Genomic DNA, 24,292 nt, shown 5'->3' with positions numbered 1-24,292 from the left:
ATGTCCCACATGCTGATTGACTATTACAAGGCGATTGAAGACAGCAGCGCCAAGATGCTGGAGGCTGCCAAGCTGAAGGACTGGGATGGCGTGGTGCGCTATGAAGGCGCCTGCGCTGTGCTCATCGAGCAACTGCGCTTCAAGTCCCAGGAGCACGAACTGCTGCCTGAGCACCGCCGTGAAAAGACCCGCATCATGCAGCGCATCTTGCGCAACGATGCGCAAATCCGTTGCTTGGCTGAGCCTTGGCTTGCCCAATTCGAACATCTGTTCGAGGGGCAACCTCAGATGATGCATTGAGTGCAGTTGCCGGCGTGCCCGAGTTTTTCGATGGCGATGACCTGATACGAGGCATGGCTTGGTAGAGGGGGCAGTCGGGTAAGGGGGCTCCGGCCCTCTCGGGAGCTGATCGGTGCTTTGCCGAGGGGTTCTGCACACAGCAGGTGGGGTGTGGCAACCTGAATGAGCCCAAATTTCAGGAATTTGGATCCAATTGGCATCAAGCGCTAGCGCGATGTGCCTTTCAAGCTATTGAAAAGATAGCGATCGCGTGGGACTAGCGCAGTGCCACGCTTTTTAGTCGGGAGGCGCGGCAACATCTGTCCGCTGTTACACCTGCATGTTCATGATGTCGGTATACGCCTGCACCATGCGGTTGCGCACGTGCAAGGTGGCCTGAAAGCCGATTTGCGCCTTCTGGATGGCCACCATGGTTTCTTCCAGGCTCACGGAGGGGTTTTCCATTTGCACCTCCCTTTGCATCTCTGAAGACTTGTTCTGAGCGGCACTCACCGACTGCAACGCGCCCTTGAGCGCGCCAGAGAAGCCGACTTCATTGCCCGTGGTTTGCGGCGCTGCGGCACGGCGCGCGACGCCAGCGCCCGTCAGCGGGGCGGTTGAGCTGGAGATGCGAAGGTCCATGGCGGTATCCGTAGGGGAATGGCGGTATGCTGCGTATCCTAGCTACCGGCCCAGGATGCATCGCGCTGAATAGATGGCCAAACGGACGGCTTATCCAGCGAACATTGTGGGGGCGTGACCGAATAATCGACCCCACGCTAGGTCTGTTGCAGGGCCTGCTTTAATGGAAAGCAAGATGTCTGCTGTTGCTGAAGTCCCTCTCAATCCGCTCCCGACGCCGGCCAGCCCCAACTGGCTGCAGCGGCTGTCCGCCCTCGACCGGGCACAGCGCATGCGGCTGGGTGCGGGCGTGGCGCTGCTGGTGGCTGCTGCCGTTGCGGCCGTCGTGATGGGGCGCCAGCCCGACTACCGGGTGCTGTTTTCCAACCTGGGCGACAAGGATGGCGGGGCCGTGGTGGCCCAGTTGTCTCAGATGAACGTCCCCTACAAGTATTCCGAGGGTGGCGGCGCCATCCTGATTCCTGCAGAGCGCGTGCACGATGTACGTCTGCGGCTGGCCACGCAGGGTTTGCCCAAGGGCTCCGTCGCGGGTTTCGAACTGATGGAGTCCAACAAATTCGGGATGACGCAGTTTCAGGAGCGTCTGAACTTCCAGCGCGGGTTGGAGGGGGAACTCACCCGGTCCATCCAGGCACTGTCGTCGGTGCAAAGCGCTCGTGTGCACCTGGCCTTGCCCAACCAGAACGGCTTTTTCCGTGAGCAGCAAAAGCCTTCGGCCTCGGTGTTGGTGAGTCTGCATCCCGGGCGCATTCTGGATCGCGCGCAGCTCGCGGGCATCGTGCATCTGGTGGCATCCAGCGTTCCTGAGCTGGCACCGTCCGCCGTGAGCGTGCTGGACGACACTGGCAAACTGCTCTCCCAGTCGCCCGACAGCACGGCCGGCGCTGAAATCAATGCCCAGCAGTTGCTGTACGTGCAGCAACTGGAGCAGCAGTATTCCCGCCGCATTATGGACATCCTGGAACCCGTGGTCGGCCGCGACAACGTCAAGGCGCAGGTCACGGCCGAGGTGGATTTCTCGCAGACCGAATCCACCTCCGAGCAGTTCCGCCCCAACCAGACACCGGATTCGAGCGCCGTGCGCAGCCAGCAGGTGCTGGAGAGTCGCGGTAGCTCGACAAAGACAGCCACGGGCGTACCCGGCGCTGTCGCCAACCAGCCTCCCGCACCCTCTGCCGCTCCTATCAACGGTGCCAACCCCGCGCCCAACGCAGGTGGCCAACAGGGGGCTGAGGAGCAGACCAATAAGCGCGAGTCCACCACCAATTACGAAGTGGACAAGACCGTCAAGGTGGTCCGTGGCAGCACTGGCGCCGTCAAGCGCCTCAGCGCTGCCGTGGTGGTCAATTACCAGTCGGCCGAGGACAAGGGTAAGACCGTGACCAAGGCGCTCACGCCCGAGCAGATCGAGCAGATGACCGCACTGGTGCGTGAAACCATTGGCTTCAATCGGGAGCGTGGAGACTCGGTGAATCTGATGAATACACCGTTCCAAGTGACTGCGGTGCCAACGACGGACACCCCGCTGTGGAAGCAGCCTGAGGTGGTGGACTTGGCCAAGACCTTTGCCTGGCCGGTGGGTGCTGTTCTGTTTGCTGCGCTGGTTTTGATGGGGCTGGTGCGTCCCGCGCTCAAGGGCTCCGCGCCTGCCAAGGCCACGGCCGCCAAGCCGGTAGCGGGTGGCCAGCTCGACGCCCTGGAGGCCGAGACGCCCGAGCGCCCGGCCTTGGCTGCGCCCAGCCGCAAGGACGAAGTGTTGCCTGCGACCCCGGAACAGCTGCGCCTGGAAGACGCCCGCGTGCTGGCCAAGGAGAACCCGGTCGCCGTGGCGAACATTCTCAAGACCTGGCTGAACGGCGATCCCGCCTGACCCCCATTCAGGACGACAACCATGGACGAGCAAGGACTCAACGACGCCGCCATCATGCTGATGTCGCTTGGCGAAGAGGAGGCGGCAGAAGTCTTCAAGCACTTCTCGCCCAAGGAAGTGCAGAAACTCGGCGAGACCATCGCGCGCATGCGCACGGTGTCGCGCGAGAAGGTGGACGAGGTCATCAACAAGTTCTCCAACGCGGCGGCGGCACAGAGCCTGCTGGTGTCGGATACAGGCAATTATGTGCGCGCCGTGCTCAAGCGCGCGCTGGGCGAAGACAAGGCCGGATTGCTCATCGACCGCATCTTGCAGGGCGGCGATGTCTCCGGCATTGAGAGCCTCAAGTGGATGGACCCGCTGTCGGTGGCTGAGCTGTTGCGCAACGAGCATCCACAGATCGTTGCTGCCATCTTGGTCCATCTGGACAGCGACCAGGCCTCGGGCATCCTGATGCACCTCACAGACCGCCAGCGCAGCGAAATTCTGCTGCGCGTGGCCACGTTGGAGGGCATTCAGCCCACAGCCCTCAAGGACCTGAACGAGGTGTTGTTCAAGGTGCTGGCCGGTGGTGACAAGATCCGCAAGAGCTCGCTGGGCGGCGTCAAGGCGGCTGCCGAAATCATCAACCTGCTGGGCGGCAACATGGATGCTGTGGTGCTCGAGTCCATTCGAGGCTACGACCCCGACCTGGCCCAGAAGATCATGGACAAGATGTTCGTGTTCGAGGACGTTCTCAAGCTCGACGACAAGGCCATCCAGACGGTGCTCAAGGAAGTGGCGTCCGAAACCCTCATCGTGGCCCTCAAGGGCGCTGTGCCCGAACTGCGCGAGAAATTCCTGTCCAACATGTCTTCGCGTGCGGCAGACGCATTGCGCGAAGACCTCGAATCGCGGGGTCCCATGCGGCTGTCCGAGGTCGAAGCGCAGCAGAAGGAAATCCTCAAGACGGTGCGTCGCCTGTCCGATGAAGGCCAGATCGTGATTGGAGGCGGTGGTGATGATGCCTTCGTCTAACCAACGGTCGTATTCGCGATTCATTCCCAGCGAGGAGGTCGGCGACTTCAAGCAATGGAAGTTTTCTGCCGTCGATGGTTCCGACCTGGTGGAGCCTGAGCCCGAACCGGAGCCGGTGGCGGAGCTGCCCGTCGAACTGGATGAAGCGGCGCAGCAGGCCCTTGTCCAGCAAGCCTGTGACGATGCATATGCAGAGGGCTTCGCCCAGGGACAAGCGCAGACGGCGCTCGAATGGCAGCGCCGTATGGATGAATACATTGCCCAGCAGGGGCAGGAGGCGGCGCAGCGTTTGCAGAGCGTGCTGCAAACACTCGATGCGAGCCTGATTGACATGCAGCAACAGATGGCGCAGCAGGTACTGGAGCTCGCATGCGACATCGCGCGCCAGGTGGTACGCCAGGAACTGTCGGTTAACCCCAATGCCTTGTTGCCCGTGGTGCGAGAGGCTGTTGGCATGCTCGTGACCGAGGGGCGCCCTGCCACGGTGCGGCTCAATCCTGAGGACATGGAGGCCATGGCCGAGCCCTTGCGCGAAGAGGTCAACGCACCGGGTGTGCAATGGATGGCGGATGCCGCCGTACCCGCAGGGGGCTGCCTGGTGGAGTCTGCGGGCACCGTCGTCGATGGCAGCATTGACAAGCGTTGGCAGCGTGCCATTGCGTCCTTGGGGCTGCAGTCGCCTTGGGATGACGAAGCGCGTGGGGATGGCGATGACCATTGACACGCCCTTGGCCTGGACTCGGTTCATGGACGACGCGCGAGCGCGCGTGGCCGAAGGTGCGCCGCTGGAGACGCGCGGCACACTCACGCGGTTGACGGGGCTGGTGCTGGAGGCCGTGGGCATCCGTGTGCCCGTGGGCTCGCAGTGCATGGTGCAAATGCCAGGGCATGCGCCGGTGTTGGCGGAAGTGGTCGGGTTTTCTGCCGACCGCGCATTTCTGATGCCTGCGGGCGACATCCATGGGCTGTCCAGTGGCGCCAGTGTGGTGCCGGCTGCACCGTACATCCCCATGCCCCGTTTGGGCGAGCCTCCCCGGCCTGTGCAGCGCGCCGGGGTGCTGCGTCTGCCTATGGGTGATGGATTGCTGGGGCGCGTGGTGGATGCCCAGGGCCTGCCTCTTGATCATGGCGGGCCGGTGCAGGATGTCGTGTCGGAGCCCATGGGGCGGCGGCAGATCAATGCCATGGACCGGGACCCGGTGCGTGAGCCTCTGGATACCGGCGTGCGCGCCATCAATGCTTTGCTGACGGTTGGGCGAGGTCAGCGCCTGGGGCTGTTTGCGGGCTCTGGGGTGGGCAAGAGTGTGTTGCTCGGCATGATGGCCCGCTACACCCGGGCCGATGTGATTGTGGTCGGGCTCATCGGTGAGCGGGGCCGTGAGGTCAAGGAGTTTGTGGAGGACATCTTGGGCGAGGAAGGCCGTGCGCGGTCGGTGGTGGTGGCGGCTCCCGCCGATGCGCCGCCTTTGTTGCGCATGCAGGGCGCCGCTTACGCCACGGCAGTGGCAGAACATTTTCGCGACAAGGGCCAGCACGTGCTGCTGCTGATGGATTCACTCACCCGCTACGCAATGGCGCAGCGAGAAATTGCCCTGGCGATTGGCGAACCGCCTGCCACCAAGGGATATCCCCCGTCCTGCTTTGCCAAGCTGCCCCAGCTGGTCGAGCGCAGTGGCAACGGCCTGCATGGCGTCGGCTCCATCACGGCGTTCTATACGGTGCTGTCGGAAGGTGATGACCAGCAGGACCCCATCGCGGATGCGGCGCGTGCCATTCTGGACGGGCACATTGTGCTGTCGCGGGCCTTGGCGGAGACCGGACATTTCCCGGCGATCGACATCGAGCAATCGGCGTCGCGGGTGATGCACAACGTGGTGTCTCGCGGGCATTTTGACCTGGCGCGGCGGTTCCGTGCGGTGTATTCGCGCTACCAGAAAAGCCGGGATCTGGTGCAGGTGGGCGCTTACATGAGCGGCTCCGATCCCGCGTTGGACGAGGCCATTCGCCTGCAGCCACAGATGGCGGGCTTTCTGCAGCAGGACATGTTTGAGGCAGCGTCCATGGACCAGAGCTTAGGCGCCATGGCCGCGGTGCTGGAGCATTGACGACGAACTGGGTAACCCGCCATGTCCAGTCTCAACGCCCTCTCCGTCGCGGTCGAAGTGGCTTCCCGCAAACGGGACGATGCCCGCAAGGTTTTGCAGGACACGCTGGCTGCCGAGCAGGCGGCGCGTGCCCAGCTCGATCAGCTGGAAGATTACGCCCGCGAGACTGAGTCACGCTGGGGCATGAAAGCTGATACAGCCATGCAGCCCGAAGTGATGTACCACCACTACCAGTTCATGGACAGACTGGGCCATGCGGCCAGCATTCAGAACGGTGTGGTGGGTGATCAATCCGCCCGAGTACAAGCTGCGCAGCGCGCGCTGCTGGATGCCGAGCTCCGCTTGGCCAGCCTGCGCAAGGTGGTGGAGAAGAGGCGCAACGACCTTGCTCTGCAGCAGCAGCGCAGGGATCAAAAACAGACCGATGAGCACGCCGCGTTGCAGTATCGCAATGCGAGCCAGGAGAATTGAACATGGAACCGACCAAAGTAGCTTCCTCGCAGAGCACCCAGCCCGCCCACGCTGCCCGCGCGAAATCGTCGTCTCATCCCGCAACTGCGGAGGCAGGCGATCCCGCAGCGGGAGGCGGCTTTTTGGCACTGCTGGCGGCGTTGGGCGACGCGGCGCAAGACGGGGAAGGGATGGGCACGGCGGGAGCGGATACCCTTGGCGCTGATGGCTTCTCTGGCGCAACCTCAACGGCTGTAGACGCTTCGGCTGTGGCCGCATGGCAAGGGTTGCTGGGCAAGGTGCCTGGCGATGGCATGACTCCCTTGGTTGCCGGGAAGGATGCAGGTTCAACTCTAAGTACAGCCCAAGGGGTGGGGGGCGCGTCGTCCGCAAATTGGGGTGGGGAGTGGACACCCTTTGGACGCCCTCAAGGCTTGGTGGCTGAGACCGCAATGCTGGATTCGGCCGCAGACCTGAAGGATGGGCAGCCGTCGAGCGCATTGTCTGTCGCTGGGCGTGCGTTCTCTCGGGTGCAGAGTGGGGCGGCTCTTCGGCCTGGTGTTTTAGGTGGGGGTGACGCCAGCTCGGGGCCAGGCACACTGGGTGAACTGAAGCCTCAACCCTCTGGACACCCGTCGGCGTCGACTGCGCTTTCACAGGTCGTATCGGAGCGCGCCGCGCTGGCCTCATCGACGGGGGCACAAACTCCGGAGCGCTCGGGGGGGCCGTCCTCAGCGGCTGCCAGTATCGATGGAACCACGCCTTTGACTGACGGCATGTTGGCCGCCGCCGCTTCGGTGAGAGCACCCGAATTCTCGGCTGGAGGGCGGTCCAGTGGTGAGAGTTCGGGCCATAGCGGCTCGTGGGCAGAAGGTGCATCCCCGTCATCACCGGTGGAGGCTGGCAACTTTGCCGATGCAACCGTCTTCGCGGACCCGAATGCAATGGGTGCGGAGGACCGAGTGGCCGAGCAGGTAGCCTACTGGGTGAACCAGAAGACGCAGAACGCCGAGTTGACGCTGCAGCGAGATGGCCACCCCGTGGAGGTGTCGGTGTCCCTGTCGGGCAACGAAGCGCATGTGTCGTTCCGCAGCGATCAGCAACAGACGCGGGAACTGCTGGACCAGAGCATGGCGCAGTTGAGCGACTTGTTGCGCAGCGAGGGTTTGGTGCTGTCTGGCATGTCGGTGGGTACTTCGGCGCGTGACAGTGCCGGTGGTAGAGAGGCTGGACAGCAGCGTTCCCGCGAAGGAGCGCGTCAAGCGCAAGTGGTGTCCGCTGTTCCGGCCGGGGCTACCTCTCTGGCGCGCGGTGGCGGGACTTTGGACCGCGCGGTGGACGTCTTCGTTTGATTTGCGGGGTAGTGTGGTCAGTCCGCAGTTCCTTCCGCCATCCGCGCGGGCAGGGAGCTCGGTGAATGCCATGGTTTTGGGCTTTTATTCTGGCTATTATTGGTTACACCCCCGACCAATAATGGGCTACCCGGTCATGCTCGCACATTGATAGTGCCCGTATCACCTGCTCCATACCGCAAGGAATTCCATCGTGTCAGCCAATACTCCCGCAGCAGCACCCGCCAAGAGCAAGAAGATGCTGTTGATCATCATCGGTGTGGTGGTGGCTGTGCTGGTGATTGGAGGGGGGGCAGCCGCATGGTTCATCTCCAGCCGGTCCCACGCCGCTGAGGACGAAGAGGGCGGTGGAGCACCTGCAGCGCACAAGGAGTCGCCCAAAGTCGCACCCACCTTCCTGCCCATGGAAAACATGGTGGTCAATCTGGCGGACCCCGGGGGGGATCGTTTTGCGCAGATTGGCATCACCTTGGAGGTGGATGACGCCAAAACTGCAGAGCAGGTCAAGCAGTACCTGCCTTCGATTCGCAGCGGCATTTTGATGCTGGTGTCCCAGCGCACTTCCTCGGAGCTGCTACAGCGCGAGGGCAAAGAGAAGCTGGCAAACGACATATTGCGTGAGGTCTCGCGACCCTTGGGCTACTCCGTTCCGTCGGAGCGCGAGCGTGCCAAGGCGGCAGCGGCTGCCGAACAGGACGGAGATGCCGAGGAGCGCCCCGCAGCGCGCAAGCGTGCCGAGCGCAATCCTGTGCGCAGGGTGCTCTTTTCGAGTTTCATCATCCAATGAGCCCACGGGTTAAGGACCAGCCATGAGTGATTCATTTCTTTCGCAGGAAGAGGTCGACGCCCTTCTGGAAGGGGTCACGGGCGAGAGCCAGAAGTCCGTGGAGGAAGTGGCGGAGGCAGGGGCCGTCCGCAACTACGATATTTCCAGCCAGGAGCGCATCGTCCGTGGCCGCATGCCGACGATGGAAATCGTCAACGAGCGGTTTGCGCGCAACTTCCGCATCGGCCTGTTCAACTTCATCCGGCGCAGCCCGGAAATATCGGTGGGCACCGTGTCCGTTCAGCGCTACAGCGCGTTTCTGCGCGAGCTGGCGGTCCCTACCAATTTCAACATTGTGGCCATCCGCCCCTTGCGTGGCAGCGGGCTCATCGTGTGTGAGCCCTCGCTGGTGTTCGGCATCATCGACACGCTGTATGGGGGTGTCGGCAAGTTCCAGACCCGGATCGAGGGGCGCGATTTTTCACCCACAGAACAACGGGTCATTAACCGGCTGGTTGATGTTATCTGCGCTGAGTACAAGAAGGCATGGCAGGGCATCTATCCGCTGGAGCTGGAGTACCAGCGCTCGGAAATGCAGCCCCAGTTTGCCAACATTGCTACGCCAAGCGAAATTGTGGTGTCTACGGCGTTCCAGCTGGAAATCGGAGATCTCTCCGGTGCGATCCATGTCTGCATGCCGTATGCCACGCTGGAGCCGATCCGCGATGTGCTGTATTCGTCCACGCAGGGCGATTCCATCGAGGTGGATCGCCGCTGGGTGAATGTGCTCAAGCGCGAAATCCAGTCTGCAGAGGTCACGTTGGTGGCGGAGCTGGCCAAGGCCGATGCCACTGTGGAGCAATTGCTTGCGATGAAGCCTGGTGACTTCATTGAGCTGGACCGTGAGCCCCGCATCCGTGCGTCGATCGGAGGGGTTCCAATTTTTGAATGCCAGTATGGAACCCACAATTCCAAGTACGCCATCCGCATTGAAGAGTGCCTGCGTACGTCGGACATGAGCTGGCTGGGAGAGAAAAATGGCAACTGAAGAAGACAACAAGGATGCTGGTGCGGACGACCCGTTTGCGGGTTGGGCGGAGGCGCTGGAAGAGCAGAAGCGCACGGATGAAAAGCCTGCCGATGCAGAGCAAGGTGGTCCGCTGTCTGGTGAGCCTGTACGGCCGTTTTCCGGCGCCACGGGTGGCGACACGGTCAACGACATCAACATGGTGTTGGACATCCCGGTGCAGCTGTCCGTGGAACTGGGGCGCACCAAGGTACCAATCAAGTACATCCTCCAACTGGCGCAAGGCTCGGTGGTGGAACTGGATGCGCTGGCGGGGGAGCCCATGGACGTGCTGGTCAATGGCTACCTCATCGCCCAAGGCGAAGTGGTGGTGGTCAACGACAAGTTCGGTATCCGCCTGACTGATGTGGTCACACCTTCGGAACGTTTGCGTCGGGTGAGCCGTGGATAGTGGGAGCATGACCCAGACGCTGTTGGTCGTGGTGCTGTTTGTGGGGGCCATGGCTTTGCTTCCCTGGGCTGTGCGCCGGCTTCAGCAACGACATTCCTCGGGAGCGCTGGCGGCCGGAGGGGCATCACGCGTGGTGTCTGCGGTGGCCGTCGGACCCCAGCAGCGGGTCGTGACGGTGGAGGTGGGGCCTGAAAACGCGCGGACCTGGCTGGTCCTGGGGGTGACTGCACAGCAGGTCAGCTGCCTTCATGTGCTGCCCGTGGCCGGCAAGGCGGCCGAGGACGCGAGGGGCGCGTCACTACCGGCAAGCCCATCATTTGCCCAGGAGATGCGAGTTGCGTCGGCTGATGCGGGGAAGTCCGCCCATGTCTAAGCAGGTCTCTCTACGGATAAGGCGCGGAGCTCGGCGGCTAGGTCCATGGGCAGTCGCCGCGGTGGGCTTGATGGCGCAAGGCGCAGTGTGGGCTCAAAATGCCGGCGCGCTGCCGCTGGTGGTGGGCAGCGGGCCTTCCGGGACCAGCTACTCGGTGCCCATTCAGACCCTGCTGTTTTTTACGGCACTGTCTTTTTTGCCGGCCGTGTTGCTGATGATGACGGGTTTTACCCGGATCGTGATTGTGTTGTCCCTGCTGCGCCAGGCCTTGGGAACGCAGTCGGCACCGCCCAATCAGGTCATCATTGGCTTGTCACTGTTCCTCACCTTTTTTGTGATGGGGCCGACGCTTGATCGTGTGTACCAGGACGCCTACGTTCCCTACACCAACAACACGATCAGCTTTGAGCAGGCGCTGGACAGGGCGGAGGCACCCATGCGCAGCTTCATGCTCAAGCAGACGCGACAATCGGACTTCGCGCTGTTTTCCCGGCTCGCGCGCCTGGACCCAAAGGTGACGGCCGAGACTGCACCTATTCGTGTGTTGGTGCCGGCCTTTGTGACCAGTGAGCTCAAGTCGGCGTTTCAGATCGGTTTCATGATCTTCATCCCGTTTCTCGTCATCGACATGGTGGTGTCCAGCATCCTCATGTCATTGGGCATGATGATGTTGTCGCCGGTGCTGGTGGCATTGCCGTTCAAGCTCATGTTGTTCGTGTTGGCGGATGGCTGGAACCTGCTGATTGGCTCGTTGGCCGCCAGCTTCGTCACCTGAGGGATTCCGCCATGACTTCACAAATGGTGCTGACGATTGGGCGCGATGCCCTCACCTTGCTGCTGATGATTTCCATGCCTGTGCTGGGCGTGGTCATGGCGGTGGGCTTGCTGGTGAGTATTTTTCAGGCGGTCACGCAGATTCATGAGGCAACGCTGGCCTTTGTGCCCAAGCTGATTGCGGCGATGGTGGTGTTTGCCATTGCGGGGCCCTGGATGCTCAGTACCCTGGTGGACTTCATTCGCAGGACGATCGAATCGATCCCGTCCATGATCGGATAGCGCCATGGCAACTGGGGCACCAGCTTGTCTGTGGATGACGGCGGACGGCTTGGGTCTTGGTTCGGCGTGCAGGGCGCAGGAAACTGGGCCTGCAAAGCACCATAGCCAAATCATGGGAGGAGGAGCGTGATTACCTTCTCCGAAGCGCAGATCATGGCGTGGCTGTCTCCCATCCTGTGGCCCTTTTTGCGCGTGCTCGCGTTGTTCTCAGTGGCGCCGGTGTTCTCCATGCGCGTCGTCCCCATGCGGGTGAAGATTGGCTTGGCGTTCTTGGTGGCGCTCTGCGCGCAAGGTGTTCTGGGTGAGCAGCCTGTCATCAGCGTGAACGGTCGTGAGGCGCTGGGCACGGTGGCGCAGCAGGTGGCCGTGGGGCTGGCGATTGGCTTTTCGGTCCGCCTTGTGTTCACGGCGGTCGAACTGGCTGGCGAAATCATTGGGCTGCAGATGGGGCTCAACTTTGCTTCATTCTTTGACCCTACCTCCAACGGACAGATCAGTGCTGTGGCGCGTTTTTTTGGCCATATGTCCATGCTGCTGTTCATTGTCATCAATGGTCACCTGTTGATCTTGATGGCTGTGGTCAAGAGTTTTGACCGCTTTCCTGTGGATGGCAATTTTTTGCAGGCGCTCGGGCATATGCGCTTGCATGAACTGGGAGCTTCTCTGTTTTCCAGCGCTCTGTGGATTGCCATGCCTATGATCGCGCTGCTGCTGTTCGTCAACCTGACCATGGGCATCATTTCGCGCGTAGCGCCGCAAATGAATATCTACGCAGTGGGCTTCCCCGTCACGCTCACGGTGGGGATGCTGGGGATTGCAGCAACACTGCCGATGCTCGAGCAACCGGTGTTGGCGTTGATGCAGCAGGCTGTGGATCTGTTCTCTGCCGGCAGGTAGTCAATCCAGCTACACCAGCTGGTTACGGATCGCGTAGACCGTCAGTTCCGCGTTGTTCGAAAGCTTCAATTTTTCGAGAACCCGTGATCGGTACACGCTCACCGTTTTGGGGCTCAGCATCAATTCTTCGGCAATGTCCGACAAGCGCCGACCGGAGGCGATCTTGACCAGGGTCTGCAATTCGCGTTCTGACAGCGCCGCGTGGGGGGCCTCGGGCATGGGCTGGGCCAGGCTGTCGGCCAGCATCTGGGCCACTTCGGCGGTGAGGTACTTGCGCCCTTGCATCACCGTGCGTACAGCCGCAATCAGCTCCACCGGGTCGCCAGCCTTGTTGGCGTAGCCTTGGGCGCCTGCCTTGAGGCAGCGCAATGCGTATTGATCCTCGGGGTACATCGACACCACCAGCACTTTGATGGTGGAATGGGTTTCGCGCAGGCTGGCCAATACTTCCAGCCCACTGCGGCCAGGCATGTTCAGGTCCAGCAGCAGAACATCGCAGGCGGCTGTGCGCAGAACTTCCCGCAGCTCGGAGTACCCGCCTGCTTCGCCGGTCACCTGAATGTCCGGTGCTTCGGCAAGCGTGTCGCGAATGCCACGCCGCAAAACGGCATGGTCGTCGCACAAGACGACATGAATCACTGAGCGTCTCCTGATGCGGATGTATCTGGAGATGGTAGCGGGACGGAGAGGATGACCGACGTGCCCTGACCCGGGCGACTGCTGATATCCAGCCAACCCCCGACGGTACGTGCACGCTCTTGAAGGCCCTTCAGGCCGAAGGCCTTGGGTTTGTCGCGAACTGTGGCATCCATGCCACGGCCGTTGTCTGCGACTTCCAGGGTCAGAACGCCTTCCTTGTCAGACAGCTCAATGTCCACTTTGCCAGGCTGTGCGTGCTTGGAGATATTGGTCAATGCCTCCTGGGCGGTGCGATAGGCCACCAGCTGAATCTCGGGAGGGCAGTCTATGGTGTCGCTGCTGCTCTGCAGTTTTGTGGGAATGCCGGTCCTGCGCTCAAAGCTGGACGCCAGCCACTGGACAGCCGCCACCAGCCCTTGTTCCAGGATGGGCGGGCGCAGGTTCATCATGATCCGCTGGCTGGCTCCAATCGCGTGTTGCAGCATGTCTGCCGCCGATGTGGCATGTTCTTGCATGACCGGGTCGGTGCTGTGACGCCCGATCCATGCCACGTCAAAACGCACTGCGGTGAGGGCTCCGCCAATGTCGTCGTGGATCTCGCGGGCAATGGCGGCGCGCTCTTGTTCGATGGATGTTTGCAGATGCTCGGCCAGTTCGGCCAGGTGACGCTGTGATATCGCCAGCTCGGCAATGGCCTGTTCGCGCGCATTGCGCGCCTCGTGCACTTCCAAAGCCCGGGCAATGACGTGGGGTAGTCGCTGGATATCGTCTTTGAGCAGGTAGTCCGCCACCCCCAACCGCATCGCATCCACGGCTGCAGCTTCGCCGATGGCGCCCGACAGCAGCACAAACGGTGGGTGATGCGGCTTTTGTGCCACATGGGCCCATGCATCCAATGCAGTGAAGCCGGGCAGGCGGTAATCTGCCAGGATGATGTCAAAGTGGCCGCTATCTGTCAGTTTTTGGAATTCTGCGAGAGTGTCCACCCGCTGGAGGTGGCATTGAAGCCCGGATCGACGCAAAGCACGCGCTGCCAATTCGTGATCGGCCGGTGAATCTTCAAGATGCAGGATTTCAAGGGTCTGGTCTGATGCTGCAAGGCCCATAGGAGCGCTATCATAGGATACAAATTGGAACAAACAAGGGTGTTTGTCCGGTTGGGAGGGGTGGGGCGTCAGCGTCCAATGGTCGCGGATGCTCCGGTTTGCACGGAGGCCTTGGCAGGTTACTGATGCATTTATCGTAGTCCTGTGTATTTGCGTGTTTTGCTGCTACGTGCTGCGATGGAGAAACGATGCAATCTACGCTAACAACGCCTGGAGGACCTGCTGTCCAGGTTCCCGTCATGGTGGCGGCAGAGCTGCAGGACTCCTTGCTGGTCGTGATGCATGACTTGCACCGCCTGGAAGGCTTGCTGAACCATGCCACCGACAATCTGCTGGAGCGGTTTGGTGAGGCCAACGCCATGTTGACAGACGCCGTGGTGGCCGATTCACCAGAGCTGGTGGCCGCGCGGACAGCGCTGCGCAGCGCTGTGACCGAGCTGCAGTTTCAGGACATGGCCTCCCAGCTGATATGGCACACCACCAAGGTGCTGCAGGGCTGTGCCTTCCGCCTGGCCTCGGAAGCCATGGGGCACGAAGAGGGTGAAGATGCCGCGCCCTTTGCAGAGATGGCGCCTGACAGGCCGAACCCTGTCACCCAAAGCGAGATGGATGCAGGTTCGGTGGACCTGTTCTGACGTTCACATCACTGGTTACCTTATATATTCAAGTCAGTTGGAGCCATACATGCAATCGATCCTTGCCGTTGATGATTCACCTTCCATGCGCAAAATGGTGTCGTTCACCCTGACTGGTGCCGGCTATCACGTCGTGGAGGCAGTGGATGGGCAAGATGCCCTCGAAAAGGCTGAGACGCACAACATCGACTTGGTGCTTGCCGACCAGAACATGCCGCGTCTGGATGGCATTGGGTTGACCCGCAAATTGCGCGAGCACCCCAAATTCAAGACCATCCCCATCCTGATCCTGACGACAGAGTCGAGCGATCAGATGAAGCAGGCGGGCCGCACGGCGGGCGCCACAGGATGGCTGGTGAAACCTTTTGATCCGAATCGCCTGATCGAAGTCATCCAGAAAGTGATCCGCTGAGCCGGGTTGACTGAGATCATTTAGTACACAGGAGCCCACCATGGCGGAAACCTACCAAGAAGGATCAGGTGCAGGCGCTGACTTCGACCTCAGCCAGTTCTATCAGATCTTTTTCGAGGAAGCGGGTGAGAACCTCGACCAAATGGAGCAGATGCTCCTGAATCTGGACCTGAGCAGTGCCAACGACGAAGAGCTCAACGGCATTTTCCGCTGCGCTCACTCGATCAAAGGCGGCTCCGCCACTTTCGGGTTTTCGGATGTGGCCGAACTGACCCATCAGATGGAGTCTCTGCTCGATCGTCTGCGCCGTCATGAATTGCAACCCATCCCTCAGATGGTGGATGTTTTGCTGGAATCTGCGGATGCTTCGCGCAGCCTGCTGGCACGGCATCAGGCGGGTGGGCAGGGTGAGGCGGTTTCCACCACCTCCTTGGTGCGTCGCATCAGTGATCTGGCTGCGGGTTTGGTCCCCGACGACGCCGCGCCTGTGGCTGCCCCTCCGCCTCCCCCTGCGCCCGCGTCTGTCGCGGTCGCCCCGGCTCCGGCACCCAAGGCTTCTGCGCCTGCTGTGCCAGGGCAGGCGCGGCAGCTGGAAATCCAGATTGGCCCATTGGACCGCCCTGAGCAGGCCGATGCGATCAAAGAATTGTTCAGAGATATCCCCGGTCTGGGTGCGATCCGCGATGTTCCGGGCGGCCAAGCCAATACGCGGGTCTTTGCGGTAGAAACCACATCCACCAACGACGATTTGCTGGACCTTTTTGCGTTCCATGTTGCCAAAGAGCAGGTGCTGATTCGTGATGCAGCCGCCCCTGGCGAGGCTGCCGCCGCAGAGGTAGACGACGAGCCGGTGGTTGCCGTAGATACCTCCGGGGGCGAAGCGCCTTACGGATTCTTCAATGGCGCGCCTGGCGCACCCCATGGTGAGGCTGCAGCGGCTGCTCACGCGCCTGTCGCACAAGCTCCCAAAGCTGCTCCCAAGGCGAGCGCCGAGCCCAAGGTGGCGATGCAGGCGCAGATGGAGTCCACCACCATCCGCGTGGATGTGAAGAAGGTCGATCAACTGATCAACCTGGTGGGTGAACTGGTGATCACGCAGGCCATGCTGGCGCAGAACAGCCGGGGTCTCGATGCTGGGGCTTACCAGCAATTGCTGGCCGGGCTGGCCGATCTGGATCGCAACACGCGCGACTTGCAAGAGTCGGTGATGTCGATCCGCATGATTCCAATGTCCATCGTTTTCAGCCGCTTCCCACGCATGCTGCGCGATCTGGCGAACAAGCTGGGCAAGAAGGTGGAACTGGTGACCCTGGGTGAAGCGACCGAATTGGACAAGGGCTTGGTCGAAAAGATCACCGACCCGCTGACCCACCTGGTGCGCAACAGCTGTGATCACGGCATCGAAATGCCGGCCGATCGTCTGGCCAAGGGCAAATCCGAGCACGGCACCATCACCTTGTCTGCGTCGCACCAAGGGGGGTCGATCGTGATCGAGGTGCGTGACGATGGCCGTGGCCTGTCGCGCGAAAAAATTCTCAGCAAGGCCCAGGAGCGCGGCATCGAGGTGTCCGATCAGATGAGCGACGCCGACGTCTGGCAGCTGATTTTTGCTCCAGGCTTTTCCACGGCCGACGAGGTGACGGATGTGTCCGGCCGTGGTGTCGGCATGGACGTGGTCAAACGCAATATTGCAGCGCTCAATGGCTCGGTGGAGATCGATTCGGCAGAGGGCTACGGCATGAAGGTGTCCGTGCGCCTCCCGCTGACGCTCGCCATCATGGATGGCATGTCGGTGGGCGTGGGCGAAGAGGTGTACATCCTTCCCCTGTCGTCGGTGGTGGAATCGTTCCAGGTCAATGCGGACGATGTCAGCACCGTGGCGCAAGGCTCGCAGCTGGTCAAGGTGCGCGACGAATACATGCCTGTCATCGCGCTGGAGAAGATCTTCCAGGTTCCGCGTTTTGACCTCAACAAATCCAGCAACATCATGGTGGTGGTTGAGGCGGACGGAAGCCGTGTGGCCTTGCTTGTGGATGAGTTGCTGGGCCAGCACCAGGTGGTCGTCAAGAACCTGGAGTCGAACTATCGCAAGGTGCCCAATGTGTCGGGCGCCACCATTTTGGGTGACGGCACCGTAGCCTTGATTTTGGACACGGGTGGTTTGGTGCGCCGGGCGCGCCACTAGATACAGGTGTGAGCGCCTCAAAGGCGCTGCGCCGCCATGAAAGGAGAATGCACCATGAGTGTGATCGGTAAAACTGCAGACGCTGCACCCACGGGGGCGCGTGAATATCTGACGTTCCGCCTCGACCAGGAAGAGTACGGCATTGACATCCTGAAGGTGCAGGAAATCCGCGGCTACGAACCTCCGACCCGCATTGCGAACGCTCCGGACTTCATCAAGGGCGTGGTCAATTTGCGCGGCACGATTGTTCCTATCGTGGACATGCGCATCAAGTTCAACTGTGCGCAGGCGGACTACAACAGTTTCACGGTGGTCATCATCCTCAACCTGCGCAACCGGGTGGTAGGTATCGTGGTGGACTCGGTGAGCGATGTGATGGAGTTGACGCCAGAGAGCATCCGGTCGGCTCCCGATATCGAGAGCGCGATCGATAACAGCTGCATCCTGGGCCTGGGGTCCGTAGGCGAGCGCATGCTGATCTTGCTGGATATTGAAAAGCTCATGTCCAGCGTGGACATGGGTCTGGTTACAGCCAACGAGTAAGGCGCCGCAGTCAGCAGCCCGTGGTGGCGCAGGCGCACCTCAGGCTGTGAGCGAGGCTTGCAGACCTTTTGGAGCGAACAGGACTTCCCCTCGGACGATCAATATGGCCCAAACCACCAGTGCTTCGGCGTCAGTCCGGTCAGGCCCAGCCAGGGTAGATCCTGCATATGCCGCAGCGGCGGCGCCCTCTGGCCCTTTGGCTCAGGGGCGTGAATTTGTCTGGACCAATGCAGACTTTGCCCGTGTGCAGGCGCTGATCTATCAGCGCGCTGGCATCAGCTTGCACGATGGCAAGCACGCCATGGTCTACAGCCGCCTGTCGCGGCGGCTGCGCGATACGGGGCACACCAGCTTTCACGACTACCTGAGCTGGCTGGAGACCCACGACGGGCCAGAGTGGCAGGAGTTCGTGAATGCGCTGACCACGAACCTCACGGCATTCTTTCGTGAGCAACATCATTTCGAGATTTTTGCGTCGCATCTGCGCTCCAAGCCATCCGCCAACTGGCGGGTCTGGTGCAACGCGGCCTCCACGGGCGAAGAGCCGTATTCCATCGTGATCACCGCCCTGGAGGCGCTGGGTGCCAACGCCTCTTTCAAGTTGACAGCCAGTGATATTGATTCGCGTGTGCTGGCCACCGCGGCGCAGGGGGTGTACCGGCTCGACAGCGTCAAGGGTTTGAGTCCGGAGCGTCTGCAGAAATTCTTTCTCAAAGGCAAAGGCGGGAACGCGGGCATGGTCCGCGCCAAGCCGGAGTTGCGGCGTGCCATCGACTTCATGAGCGTGAACCTTATCCGCGACGATTGGCCGTTCAAGGAGCCCTTTGACGTGGTTTTCTGCCGCAACGTGATGATTTACTTTGATGCACCCACGCAGCGGCGCGTGCTCGAAAGAATCCACCGCGTGCTCAAGCCGGGTGGCATGCTGTTTGTGGGGCACGCGGAGAACTTTAGCGAGTCCAAAGATCTGTTCACCCTGCGTGGCAAGACGGTGTACGAGCGCCGCTGACCTGTCCATGTTGTCCTGCACATTGCACCCATGACCAACATTCCCACAGGTTCATCCCTTTCCAGTGCTCCAGCGGTGCCCGGCACGGCCGAAAGACGCCGTGCTCCGCGCATCGCACCGTTGAGCGCGGATATCTACGCATCAGGCAATGGGCCCGCAAGGGAGTCGTCGCTACAGGAACTCAAGGCCCGCAGCCGCAAGCCGGGAGAGGCCTCGTTTTTCTATCTCGATCACCACTTCCAGCACAACGCTGTGAAAGTGCTTCCGGGCGAGTACTTTGTGTCGGAAGAGAACATGGTCATCATGACCGTGCTCGGTTCCTGCATCGCCGCCTGCCTCTGGGACAGTCGCGCACGCGTGGGAGGGATGAACCATTTCATGCTGCCAGACGGCGACCTGGCGGATGCATCGGGGCGTTATGGCTCCTATGCGATGGAGTTGTTGATCAACGAAATGCTCAAGCTGGGGGCCCGCCGCGAAACCATGCAGGCCAAGATCTTTGGCGGTGCCCAGGTGATGCACAACTTCACCACCATGAACGTGGGTGAGCGCAATACGAATTTTGTGTTGAACTATCTGCACACCGAGCGCATTCCCATCGTTTCCGAGGACGTGCTGGACATCTACCCGCGCAAGGTGGTTTTCTTTCCGGTGACCGGCAAGGCGATGGTGAAGCGGCTGGCACATGCCCATCCCGAAGCACTGGTGGCCCAGGAGGTCCGGGGCAACGCGGCCACCGTGGCCAAGACCACATCGGGTGGTTCTGTGGATCTGTTTTGATAAAGGTTGGAGTGAATGAGCAGGAAAATCCGGGTGATCGTGGTGGACGATTCGGCGCTGGTCCGTAGTCTGCTGTCAGAGATCATCAATCGTCAGCGGGACATGGAGTGCATTGGCACCGCCAATGACCCCCTGGTGGCGCGCGAGATGATTCGCGAACTGAATCCGGATGTCATCACCCTGGATGTCGAGATGCCGCGCATGGACGGCATCGATTTTCTGGGGCGACTCATGCGCCTGCGGCCCACGCCGGTGGTGATGATCTCCACACTCACCGAGCGTGGCGCGGAGGTCACCATGAAAGCGCTGGAGTTGGGCGCTGTGGACTTTGTGGCCAAGCCGCGCGTGGGGCTCGCCAGCGGGCTCAATGATTTGGCGGCGCAGATTGTGGACAAGATCCGCGTTGCTGCCGTGGCGCAGGTGCGCCGCGCTCCGGTGCGTGATGCAGCCCCAGCCGCAGGTTCGGCGGGAAGCGCAGCAGTCGCTCACGCCGCACCGGCTGCGGGCCTGCTGGGGCGTCTCTCCACCGAAAAGCTCATCTGCATCGGCGCATCCACCGGTGGCACGGAGGCCATCAAGGAGGTGCTCGTCCAGATGCCTGCGGATTCACCCGCGATCGTTATCACCCAGCACATGCCCCCCGGGTTCACCACCAGTTTTGCGGCCCGTTTGAACGGGTTGTGTCAGATCACCGTCAAGGAGGCGGTGAATGGCGAGCGCATTCTGCCGGGCCACGCCTACATCGCGCCGGGAGGCACCCAGTTCCATGTGGCCCGCAGTGGTGCCAACTATGTGGCGGTGGTGGACGACGGCCCGCCGGTCAATCGCCACAAGCCCTCGGTCGAGGTGCTCTTCAAGTCCGCTGCGGCGGTAGTGGGGCGCAACGCGTTTGGCATCATGCTCACAGGCATGGGCAATGACGGTGCGGTGGCCATGCGGGAGATGAAAGATGCGGGCAGCTACAACTACGTGCAAGACGAGGCAACCTGCATCGTGTTTGGCATGCCGCGCGAGGCCATTGCCCATGGCGCCGCCGATGAGGTATTGCCGTTGGGGCAGATTGCTCCGGCCTTGATCGCCCGGTTGCGCGGAACGACGGACCGTTTGCACCACCGCATCTGAGGACCATCGCCCGCTCCTGACGGGGCTGGGTAATCCCCGCCCCCTTTACTTGACGTTGGGGGCAGAGACTCACTATTCAGAGAGTGCTGTCCAGCGCTCCAACGCCGTCATCAGCTCTTCGTCGATGGCGGCAGCGCGGCTGGTCATGGCGGCTGCGCGCGCCGGATCCGTGCCAAAGAGTGACCCGTCGGCCAGTGTGTCATGGAGGGTTTTCTGCTCAGCCTCCAGCGCACTGATCAAGTCGGGTAGCTGCTCCAGTTCGCGCTGCTCTTTGTAGCTAAGCTTCCTTTTTGATAGCTGTAAAGGCTTATTCGATGTGCGCTCCGGTGGGTTTTTGTCTGAAATTTCCGGGGTGGACGGTTTGGCAGGCACCGCGGCACCGGTTTGAAGCGAGCGGCTTCGCTTGGATTGCAGCAGCCAGTCTTGCACGCCGCCTTCGTACTCGCGCCACAGGCCATTGCCTTCAAAGGCGAGGGTGCTGGTCACCACGTTGTCCAGGAAGGTGCGGTCATGGCTGACCAAGAACACCGTGCCTTCATAGTTGGCAAGCAATTCTTCCAGCAGGTCCAGGGTGTCGATGTCCAAGTCGTTCGTGGGTTCATCCAGCACCAGCACATTGGCAGGCCGGGCGAACAGCCGGGCGAGCAGCAGACGGTTGCGTTCCCCGCCGGACAGTGATCGCACCGGCGAGTGCGCGCGCGCGGGGGAGAACAGAAAGTCGCTCAGATAGCTCTTGACGTGCTTGCGCTGGTTGCCGATCTCGATCCATTCGCTGCCCGGGCTGATGAAGTCCTCCAGCGTGGCGTCGAGGTTCACGGCATGGCGCATCTGGTCAAAGTAGGCGACCTGCAGGTTGGCTCCTTGCCGGATAGTGCCTTTGTCGGCCTGCAGCTCGCCCAGGATCATCTTGAGCAGTGTGGTTTTGCCCGCGCCATTCGGGCCGATCAGGCCTACCTTGTCCCCGCGCAGGATCGTCCCGGAGAAGTTGTGGACGATGGTTTTGTCGCCAAAGGCTTTGCTTACCCCTTGCAGTTCCGCCACGATCTTGCCCTGGTACCCGTTGGAACTACCGGTCGCGACATCCATGCGGACACTGCCCACGACTTCGCGGCGGGCCTCCCGTCGGGCGCGCAACTGCTCCAGGCGGCTGATGCGGCTCTGGCTGCGGGTACGGCGCGCTTCCACACCGCGCCGAATCCACACTTCTTCTTGTGCCAGCAGCTTGTCGGCCTTGGCGGCGATCACCGCCTCCTGCGCCAGTTGCTCCTCTTTCTGGATCTGGTACTGGGCAAAGTTACCCGGGTAGGAGCGCAGCTGACCGCGGTCCAGCTCCACGATGCGGGTGGCTACACGGTCAAGGAACGACCGGTCGTGGGTGATGGTCACGACGCTGCCCGGGAAATCCAGCAACAGGTCCTCCAGCCACTCGATGGAATCCAGATCCAGGTGGTTGGTGGGTTCGTCCAGCAGCAACACGTCAGGGCGTGCCACCAATGCCTGTGCCAGGGCCACGCGCTTTTTGGTGCCGCCAGAGAGTGTGCCCACCACCGCTTCAGGGTCCAGGTGCAGTCTCTGCAGGGTCTCTTCTACGCGCTGCTCCCAGTTCCAGGCATCGTAGGCCTCGATCTCTGATTGCAAAGCGTCCAGATCCAGGCCATCCGCTCCAGACAGATATTGATCGCGTATGGCAATCACGCGCTGCAGCCCTTCAGAGGCTGCTTTGAAAATGGTGGCACTCGGGTCCAGCGTTGGCTCTTGTGCGACGAAGGCAATGCGTACCCCCTGTTGAACTTGCAGCGAGCCATCGTCCGGTTTGGCAAGCCCTCCCAGGATTTTGAGAAGGGAAGACTTCCCTGCGCCATTGCGGCCAATCAGGCCTACCCGCTCAGCAGTCTCCAGGGAAAAGCCGGCGTGATCCAGCAGTGCAACATGCCCAAATGCGAGTTGGGCGTCCAGTAAGGTGATAAGTGCCATAGGGCCGGATTATCCGTGCCGCGCCTCAGCGGGGAGGCGCACCAGCCTGTGACGGCTTAATCATTGGACGGTTTGGACTGCAATACCAGGCCAGTTCTGAAATCAAAAACTGGGTGGAGCTTTCGTCAGAAGCGGTCGCGCCCCTGCAGGCGAGCAAGGATGCGCAAGTCGTCCCCGATCCGGTCCACCGAATGGAAGCTGAGGGCATGTGCCTCGGCCAGTGACGTTAGAGGAGACATCTGAGCCAATCCCATGCCGTCACCCATCAGCTTGGGTGCCAGATAGACCAGCAACTCATCGATCAATCCTTCGCGTAGCAATGAGCCGTTGAGCTTGTATCCCGCTTCCACATGCAGTTCATTGATCTCCCGGCGACCCAGGTCTTGCAGCATCGCGGGCAAATCCACCTTGCCGGCCTTGTTCGGCATGGTGATCACTATTGCGCCCAAGGCTTCTAGCGCGCTGCGCTTCTCTTCGTTGGCAACCGCTGTATAGATATAGGTCCGCCGGCTTGCCCCAAAAAGCAAGGCGTCCAGGGGGACCGCCAATGCGCTGTCGACCAGCACAAGGGCAGGTTGTCGCTCGGTAGGAACATCCCGAACATCCAGTCGCGGGTTGTCGGCGAGTACGGTGCCGATGCCCGTCAGTACCGCGCAGGCCCTTGCGCGCCAGGCATGTCCATCGGCTCGGGCAGCGGGGCCGGTGATCCATTGGCTCGCTCCATTGTGCAAGGCGGTCACACCGTCGAGCGAGGCGGCCGCCTTCATGCGTACCCAAGGCGTCTTTCGAATCATCCGGCTGAAAAAACCCAGGTTCAGCTCTCGGGATGCTTCCGCTCCTGGACCCACCTCTACAGCTACCCCCGCAGCACGCAGGCGGGCGAACCCGTTGCCTGCCACTGCGGGGTTAGGGTCGGCAATCGATGCGACGACCTTGGCGACATCCGCCTGAATGAGAGCATCGCAGCAAGGACCTGTGCGCCCGTGGTGTGAGCAAGGTTCTAGCGTGACGTAAGCTGTGGCGCCTTGAGGGGAGTGGCCTCGTTGCTCTGCGTCCCGCAGCGCCATCACCTCGGCATGAGGCCCCCCGGCGCGTTGGGTGTACCCTTGGCCGATGATGGCGCCGTCCTCGCCGACGAGTACGCAACCCACGCGCGGGTTGGGGGATGTCCTATAGAGAGCTTCATGGGCGAGCTCTAGTGCCGCCTTTGTGTAATCCGTCATGGTGGGTGTCGATGAAATAGCGGCTCGCATGGGTTGTAGCCGAAGCAGCTTACGCGACGTTCGGTAGACCGCGCTTGATGCGATCCTCGGGGTCGCCTCCCGAACGAACGTTGCCTTGCTAAACAGACGCTGTTGAGCCTGTTGTTTGTTGATGAGTCTGTAGGCTGTGCTGATTTTTGGCCCAAACTCCGGGTTTTCCCTGCTGAGTGGTGCGGGGCGTGCTATAGTCGAGGGCTTCGCTACTGAGACCTGAGTGCAAAAGTGTTCAGGTTCTTGGGGTGGTTTGTGATGGCGCTTCGGTGCTGCTGCAGATGGCTCGGGAGGTTGGTGAAGAAAGTTTGGTTTTGTGTTCTGAGTGGGTTAAAAACCGGTATAGAAT

The 24,292-nt window shown here is 61.3% G+C and carries 26 protein-coding genes; 21 read left to right on the top strand and 5 right to left on the bottom strand.

Going from position 1 to position 24,292, the window contains the following annotated elements:
* Complete coding sequence (locus ACOYR4_RS20255) at positions 1 to 300, top strand: flagellar protein FliT (protein ID WP_007860919.1); 300 nt, start codon at positions 1 to 3, stop codon at positions 298 to 300.
* Between the two features lie 309 nt (positions 301 to 609).
* On the opposite strand, the gene fliE is transcribed toward ACOYR4_RS20255, so the two are convergent.
* Entirely contained in the window at positions 610 to 921 is a 312-nt protein-coding gene (gene fliE / locus ACOYR4_RS20250; RefSeq protein ID WP_015015813.1) for a flagellar hook-basal body complex protein FliE, read from the bottom strand.
* A 175-nt stretch (positions 922 to 1,096) separates the two neighbouring features.
* Between fliE and fliF the strand changes: the two genes are divergently transcribed.
* The 13 genes from fliF to fliR all read left to right on the top strand — a co-directional run bounded on the left by fliF (position 1,097) and on the right by fliR (position 12,285).
* Positions 1,097 to 2,791 (top strand): flagellar basal-body MS-ring/collar protein FliF, encoded by a 1,695-nt coding sequence (gene fliF, locus ACOYR4_RS20245; protein WP_295943547.1) that lies wholly within the window; start codon positions 1,097 to 1,099, stop codon positions 2,789 to 2,791.
* Positions 2,792 to 2,812: 21 nt separating this feature from the next.
* On the top strand, positions 2,813 to 3,808 hold the full coding sequence (fliG, locus tag ACOYR4_RS20240; protein ID WP_060984674.1) for a flagellar motor switch protein FliG: 996 nt from the start codon (positions 2,813 to 2,815) through the stop codon (positions 3,806 to 3,808).
* A complete protein-coding gene (locus ACOYR4_RS20235) occupies positions 3,795 to 4,529 on the top strand; it encodes a FliH/SctL family protein (protein ID WP_422849691.1) in 735 nt (244 codons plus the stop codon). The genes fliG and ACOYR4_RS20235 overlap by 14 nt, the downstream gene beginning before the upstream one ends.
* Entirely contained in the window at positions 4,519 to 5,913 is a 1,395-nt protein-coding gene (gene fliI, locus ACOYR4_RS20230) for a flagellar protein export ATPase FliI (protein WP_422847842.1), read from the top strand. Before ACOYR4_RS20235 ends, fliI begins: the two co-directional genes overlap by 11 nt.
* Before the next feature lie 21 nt (positions 5,914 to 5,934).
* Positions 5,935 to 6,384 carry a flagellar export protein FliJ gene (locus ACOYR4_RS20225; protein WP_422847841.1) on the top strand — a complete coding sequence of 150 codons (450 nt, stop codon included), beginning with the start codon at positions 5,935 to 5,937 and terminating at the stop codon, positions 6,382 to 6,384.
* Positions 6,385 to 7,325: 941 nt separating this feature from the next.
* Complete coding sequence (locus tag ACOYR4_RS20220; RefSeq protein WP_422847840.1) at positions 7,326 to 7,715, top strand: flagellar hook-length control protein FliK; 390 nt, start codon at positions 7,326 to 7,328, stop codon at positions 7,713 to 7,715.
* Between the two features lie 193 nt (positions 7,716 to 7,908).
* Positions 7,909 to 8,502, top strand: coding sequence for a flagellar basal body-associated FliL family protein (locus tag ACOYR4_RS20215; protein ID WP_110961877.1), 594 nt, complete (start codon positions 7,909 to 7,911; stop codon positions 8,500 to 8,502).
* Between the two features lie 22 nt (positions 8,503 to 8,524).
* Entirely contained in the window at positions 8,525 to 9,529 is a 1,005-nt protein-coding gene (gene fliM, locus ACOYR4_RS20210) for a flagellar motor switch protein FliM (protein ID WP_015015805.1), read from the top strand.
* Positions 9,519 to 9,959 (top strand): flagellar motor switch protein FliN, encoded by a 441-nt coding sequence (gene fliN / locus ACOYR4_RS20205; RefSeq protein WP_110961878.1) that lies wholly within the window; start codon positions 9,519 to 9,521, stop codon positions 9,957 to 9,959. The genes fliM and fliN overlap by 11 nt, the downstream gene beginning before the upstream one ends.
* A 7-nt stretch (positions 9,960 to 9,966) precedes the next feature.
* Positions 9,967 to 10,332 (top strand): FliO/MopB family protein, encoded by a 366-nt coding sequence (locus ACOYR4_RS20200; RefSeq protein ID WP_422847839.1) that lies wholly within the window; start codon positions 9,967 to 9,969, stop codon positions 10,330 to 10,332.
* Positions 10,325 to 11,107 carry a flagellar type III secretion system pore protein FliP gene (fliP, locus tag ACOYR4_RS20195; RefSeq protein ID WP_422847838.1) on the top strand — a complete coding sequence of 261 codons (783 nt, stop codon included), beginning with the start codon at positions 10,325 to 10,327 and terminating at the stop codon, positions 11,105 to 11,107. Before ACOYR4_RS20200 ends, fliP begins: the two co-directional genes overlap by 8 nt.
* A gap of 11 nt (positions 11,108 to 11,118) precedes the next feature.
* Positions 11,119 to 11,388 carry a flagellar biosynthesis protein FliQ gene (gene fliQ, locus ACOYR4_RS20190; RefSeq protein ID WP_015015801.1) on the top strand — a complete coding sequence of 90 codons (270 nt, stop codon included), beginning with the start codon at positions 11,119 to 11,121 and terminating at the stop codon, positions 11,386 to 11,388.
* A gap of 126 nt (positions 11,389 to 11,514) precedes the next feature.
* Positions 11,515 to 12,285: a flagellar biosynthetic protein FliR gene (gene fliR, locus ACOYR4_RS20185; protein ID WP_295943561.1), complete on the top strand. Its 771-nt coding sequence runs from the start codon at positions 11,515 to 11,517 to the stop codon at positions 12,283 to 12,285.
* A gap of 9 nt (positions 12,286 to 12,294) precedes the next feature.
* On the opposite strand, the gene ACOYR4_RS20180 is transcribed toward fliR, so the two are convergent.
* Both ACOYR4_RS20180 and ACOYR4_RS20175 read right to left on the bottom strand, forming a co-directional pair.
* On the bottom strand, positions 12,295 to 12,924 hold the full coding sequence (locus tag ACOYR4_RS20180; protein WP_260668601.1) for a response regulator: 630 nt from the start codon (positions 12,922 to 12,924) through the stop codon (positions 12,295 to 12,297).
* Positions 12,921 to 14,030: an ATP-binding protein gene (locus ACOYR4_RS20175; RefSeq protein ID WP_422847837.1), complete on the bottom strand. Its 1,110-nt coding sequence runs from the start codon at positions 14,028 to 14,030 to the stop codon at positions 12,921 to 12,923. Before ACOYR4_RS20175 ends, ACOYR4_RS20180 begins: the two co-directional genes overlap by 4 nt.
* Positions 14,031 to 14,218: 188 nt before the next feature.
* Here ACOYR4_RS20175 and ACOYR4_RS20170 point away from each other — a divergent pair, with 188 nt between their 5' ends.
* The 7 genes from ACOYR4_RS20170 to ACOYR4_RS20140 all read left to right on the top strand — a co-directional run bounded on the left by ACOYR4_RS20170 (position 14,219) and on the right by ACOYR4_RS20140 (position 20,716).
* Positions 14,219 to 14,665 carry a hypothetical protein gene (locus ACOYR4_RS20170; protein ID WP_056065760.1) on the top strand — a complete coding sequence of 149 codons (447 nt, stop codon included), beginning with the start codon at positions 14,219 to 14,221 and terminating at the stop codon, positions 14,663 to 14,665.
* Between the two features lie 49 nt (positions 14,666 to 14,714).
* Positions 14,715 to 15,077, top strand: a complete 363-nt coding sequence (locus ACOYR4_RS20165) for a response regulator (RefSeq protein ID WP_015015796.1) — start codon at positions 14,715 to 14,717, stop codon at positions 15,075 to 15,077.
* A gap of 40 nt (positions 15,078 to 15,117) precedes the next feature.
* Positions 15,118 to 17,262 (top strand): chemotaxis protein CheA, encoded by a 2,145-nt coding sequence (locus tag ACOYR4_RS20160; RefSeq protein ID WP_422847836.1) that lies wholly within the window; start codon positions 15,118 to 15,120, stop codon positions 17,260 to 17,262.
* A 54-nt stretch (positions 17,263 to 17,316) separates the two neighbouring features.
* The gene (locus ACOYR4_RS20155; RefSeq protein WP_015015794.1) at positions 17,317 to 17,805 is read left to right on the top strand and encodes a chemotaxis protein CheW; all 489 of its coding nucleotides are present in this window, start codon (positions 17,317 to 17,319) and stop codon (positions 17,803 to 17,805) included.
* Positions 17,806 to 17,908: 103 nt separating this feature from the next.
* A complete protein-coding gene (locus ACOYR4_RS20150; protein WP_043565699.1) occupies positions 17,909 to 18,814 on the top strand; it encodes a CheR family methyltransferase in 906 nt (301 codons plus the stop codon).
* A 30-nt stretch (positions 18,815 to 18,844) separates the two neighbouring features.
* The gene (cheD, locus tag ACOYR4_RS20145; protein WP_422847835.1) at positions 18,845 to 19,594 is read left to right on the top strand and encodes a chemoreceptor glutamine deamidase CheD; all 750 of its coding nucleotides are present in this window, start codon (positions 18,845 to 18,847) and stop codon (positions 19,592 to 19,594) included.
* A 15-nt stretch (positions 19,595 to 19,609) separates the two neighbouring features.
* Positions 19,610 to 20,716, top strand: a complete 1,107-nt coding sequence (locus ACOYR4_RS20140) for a protein-glutamate methylesterase/protein-glutamine glutaminase (protein ID WP_422847834.1) — start codon at positions 19,610 to 19,612, stop codon at positions 20,714 to 20,716.
* Between the two features lie 72 nt (positions 20,717 to 20,788).
* Here ACOYR4_RS20140 and ACOYR4_RS20135 read toward each other — a convergent pair whose 3' ends face one another.
* Both ACOYR4_RS20135 and ribD read right to left on the bottom strand, forming a co-directional pair.
* Complete coding sequence (locus ACOYR4_RS20135) at positions 20,789 to 22,690, bottom strand: ATP-binding cassette domain-containing protein (protein ID WP_422847833.1); 1,902 nt, start codon at positions 22,688 to 22,690, stop codon at positions 20,789 to 20,791.
* A gap of 125 nt (positions 22,691 to 22,815) precedes the next feature.
* Positions 22,816 to 23,913: a bifunctional diaminohydroxyphosphoribosylaminopyrimidine deaminase/5-amino-6-(5-phosphoribosylamino)uracil reductase RibD gene (gene ribD, locus ACOYR4_RS20130; protein WP_422847832.1), complete on the bottom strand. Its 1,098-nt coding sequence runs from the start codon at positions 23,911 to 23,913 to the stop codon at positions 22,816 to 22,818.
* Between the last annotated feature and the right edge of the window lie 379 nt (positions 23,914 to 24,292).

The organism is Acidovorax sp. M14, from assembly GCF_049331375.1.
In the GTDB taxonomy this organism is placed as follows: domain Bacteria; phylum Pseudomonadota; class Gammaproteobacteria; order Burkholderiales; family Burkholderiaceae_C; genus Acidovorax.
This window is presented reverse-complemented; position numbering and strand designations above follow the sequence as displayed.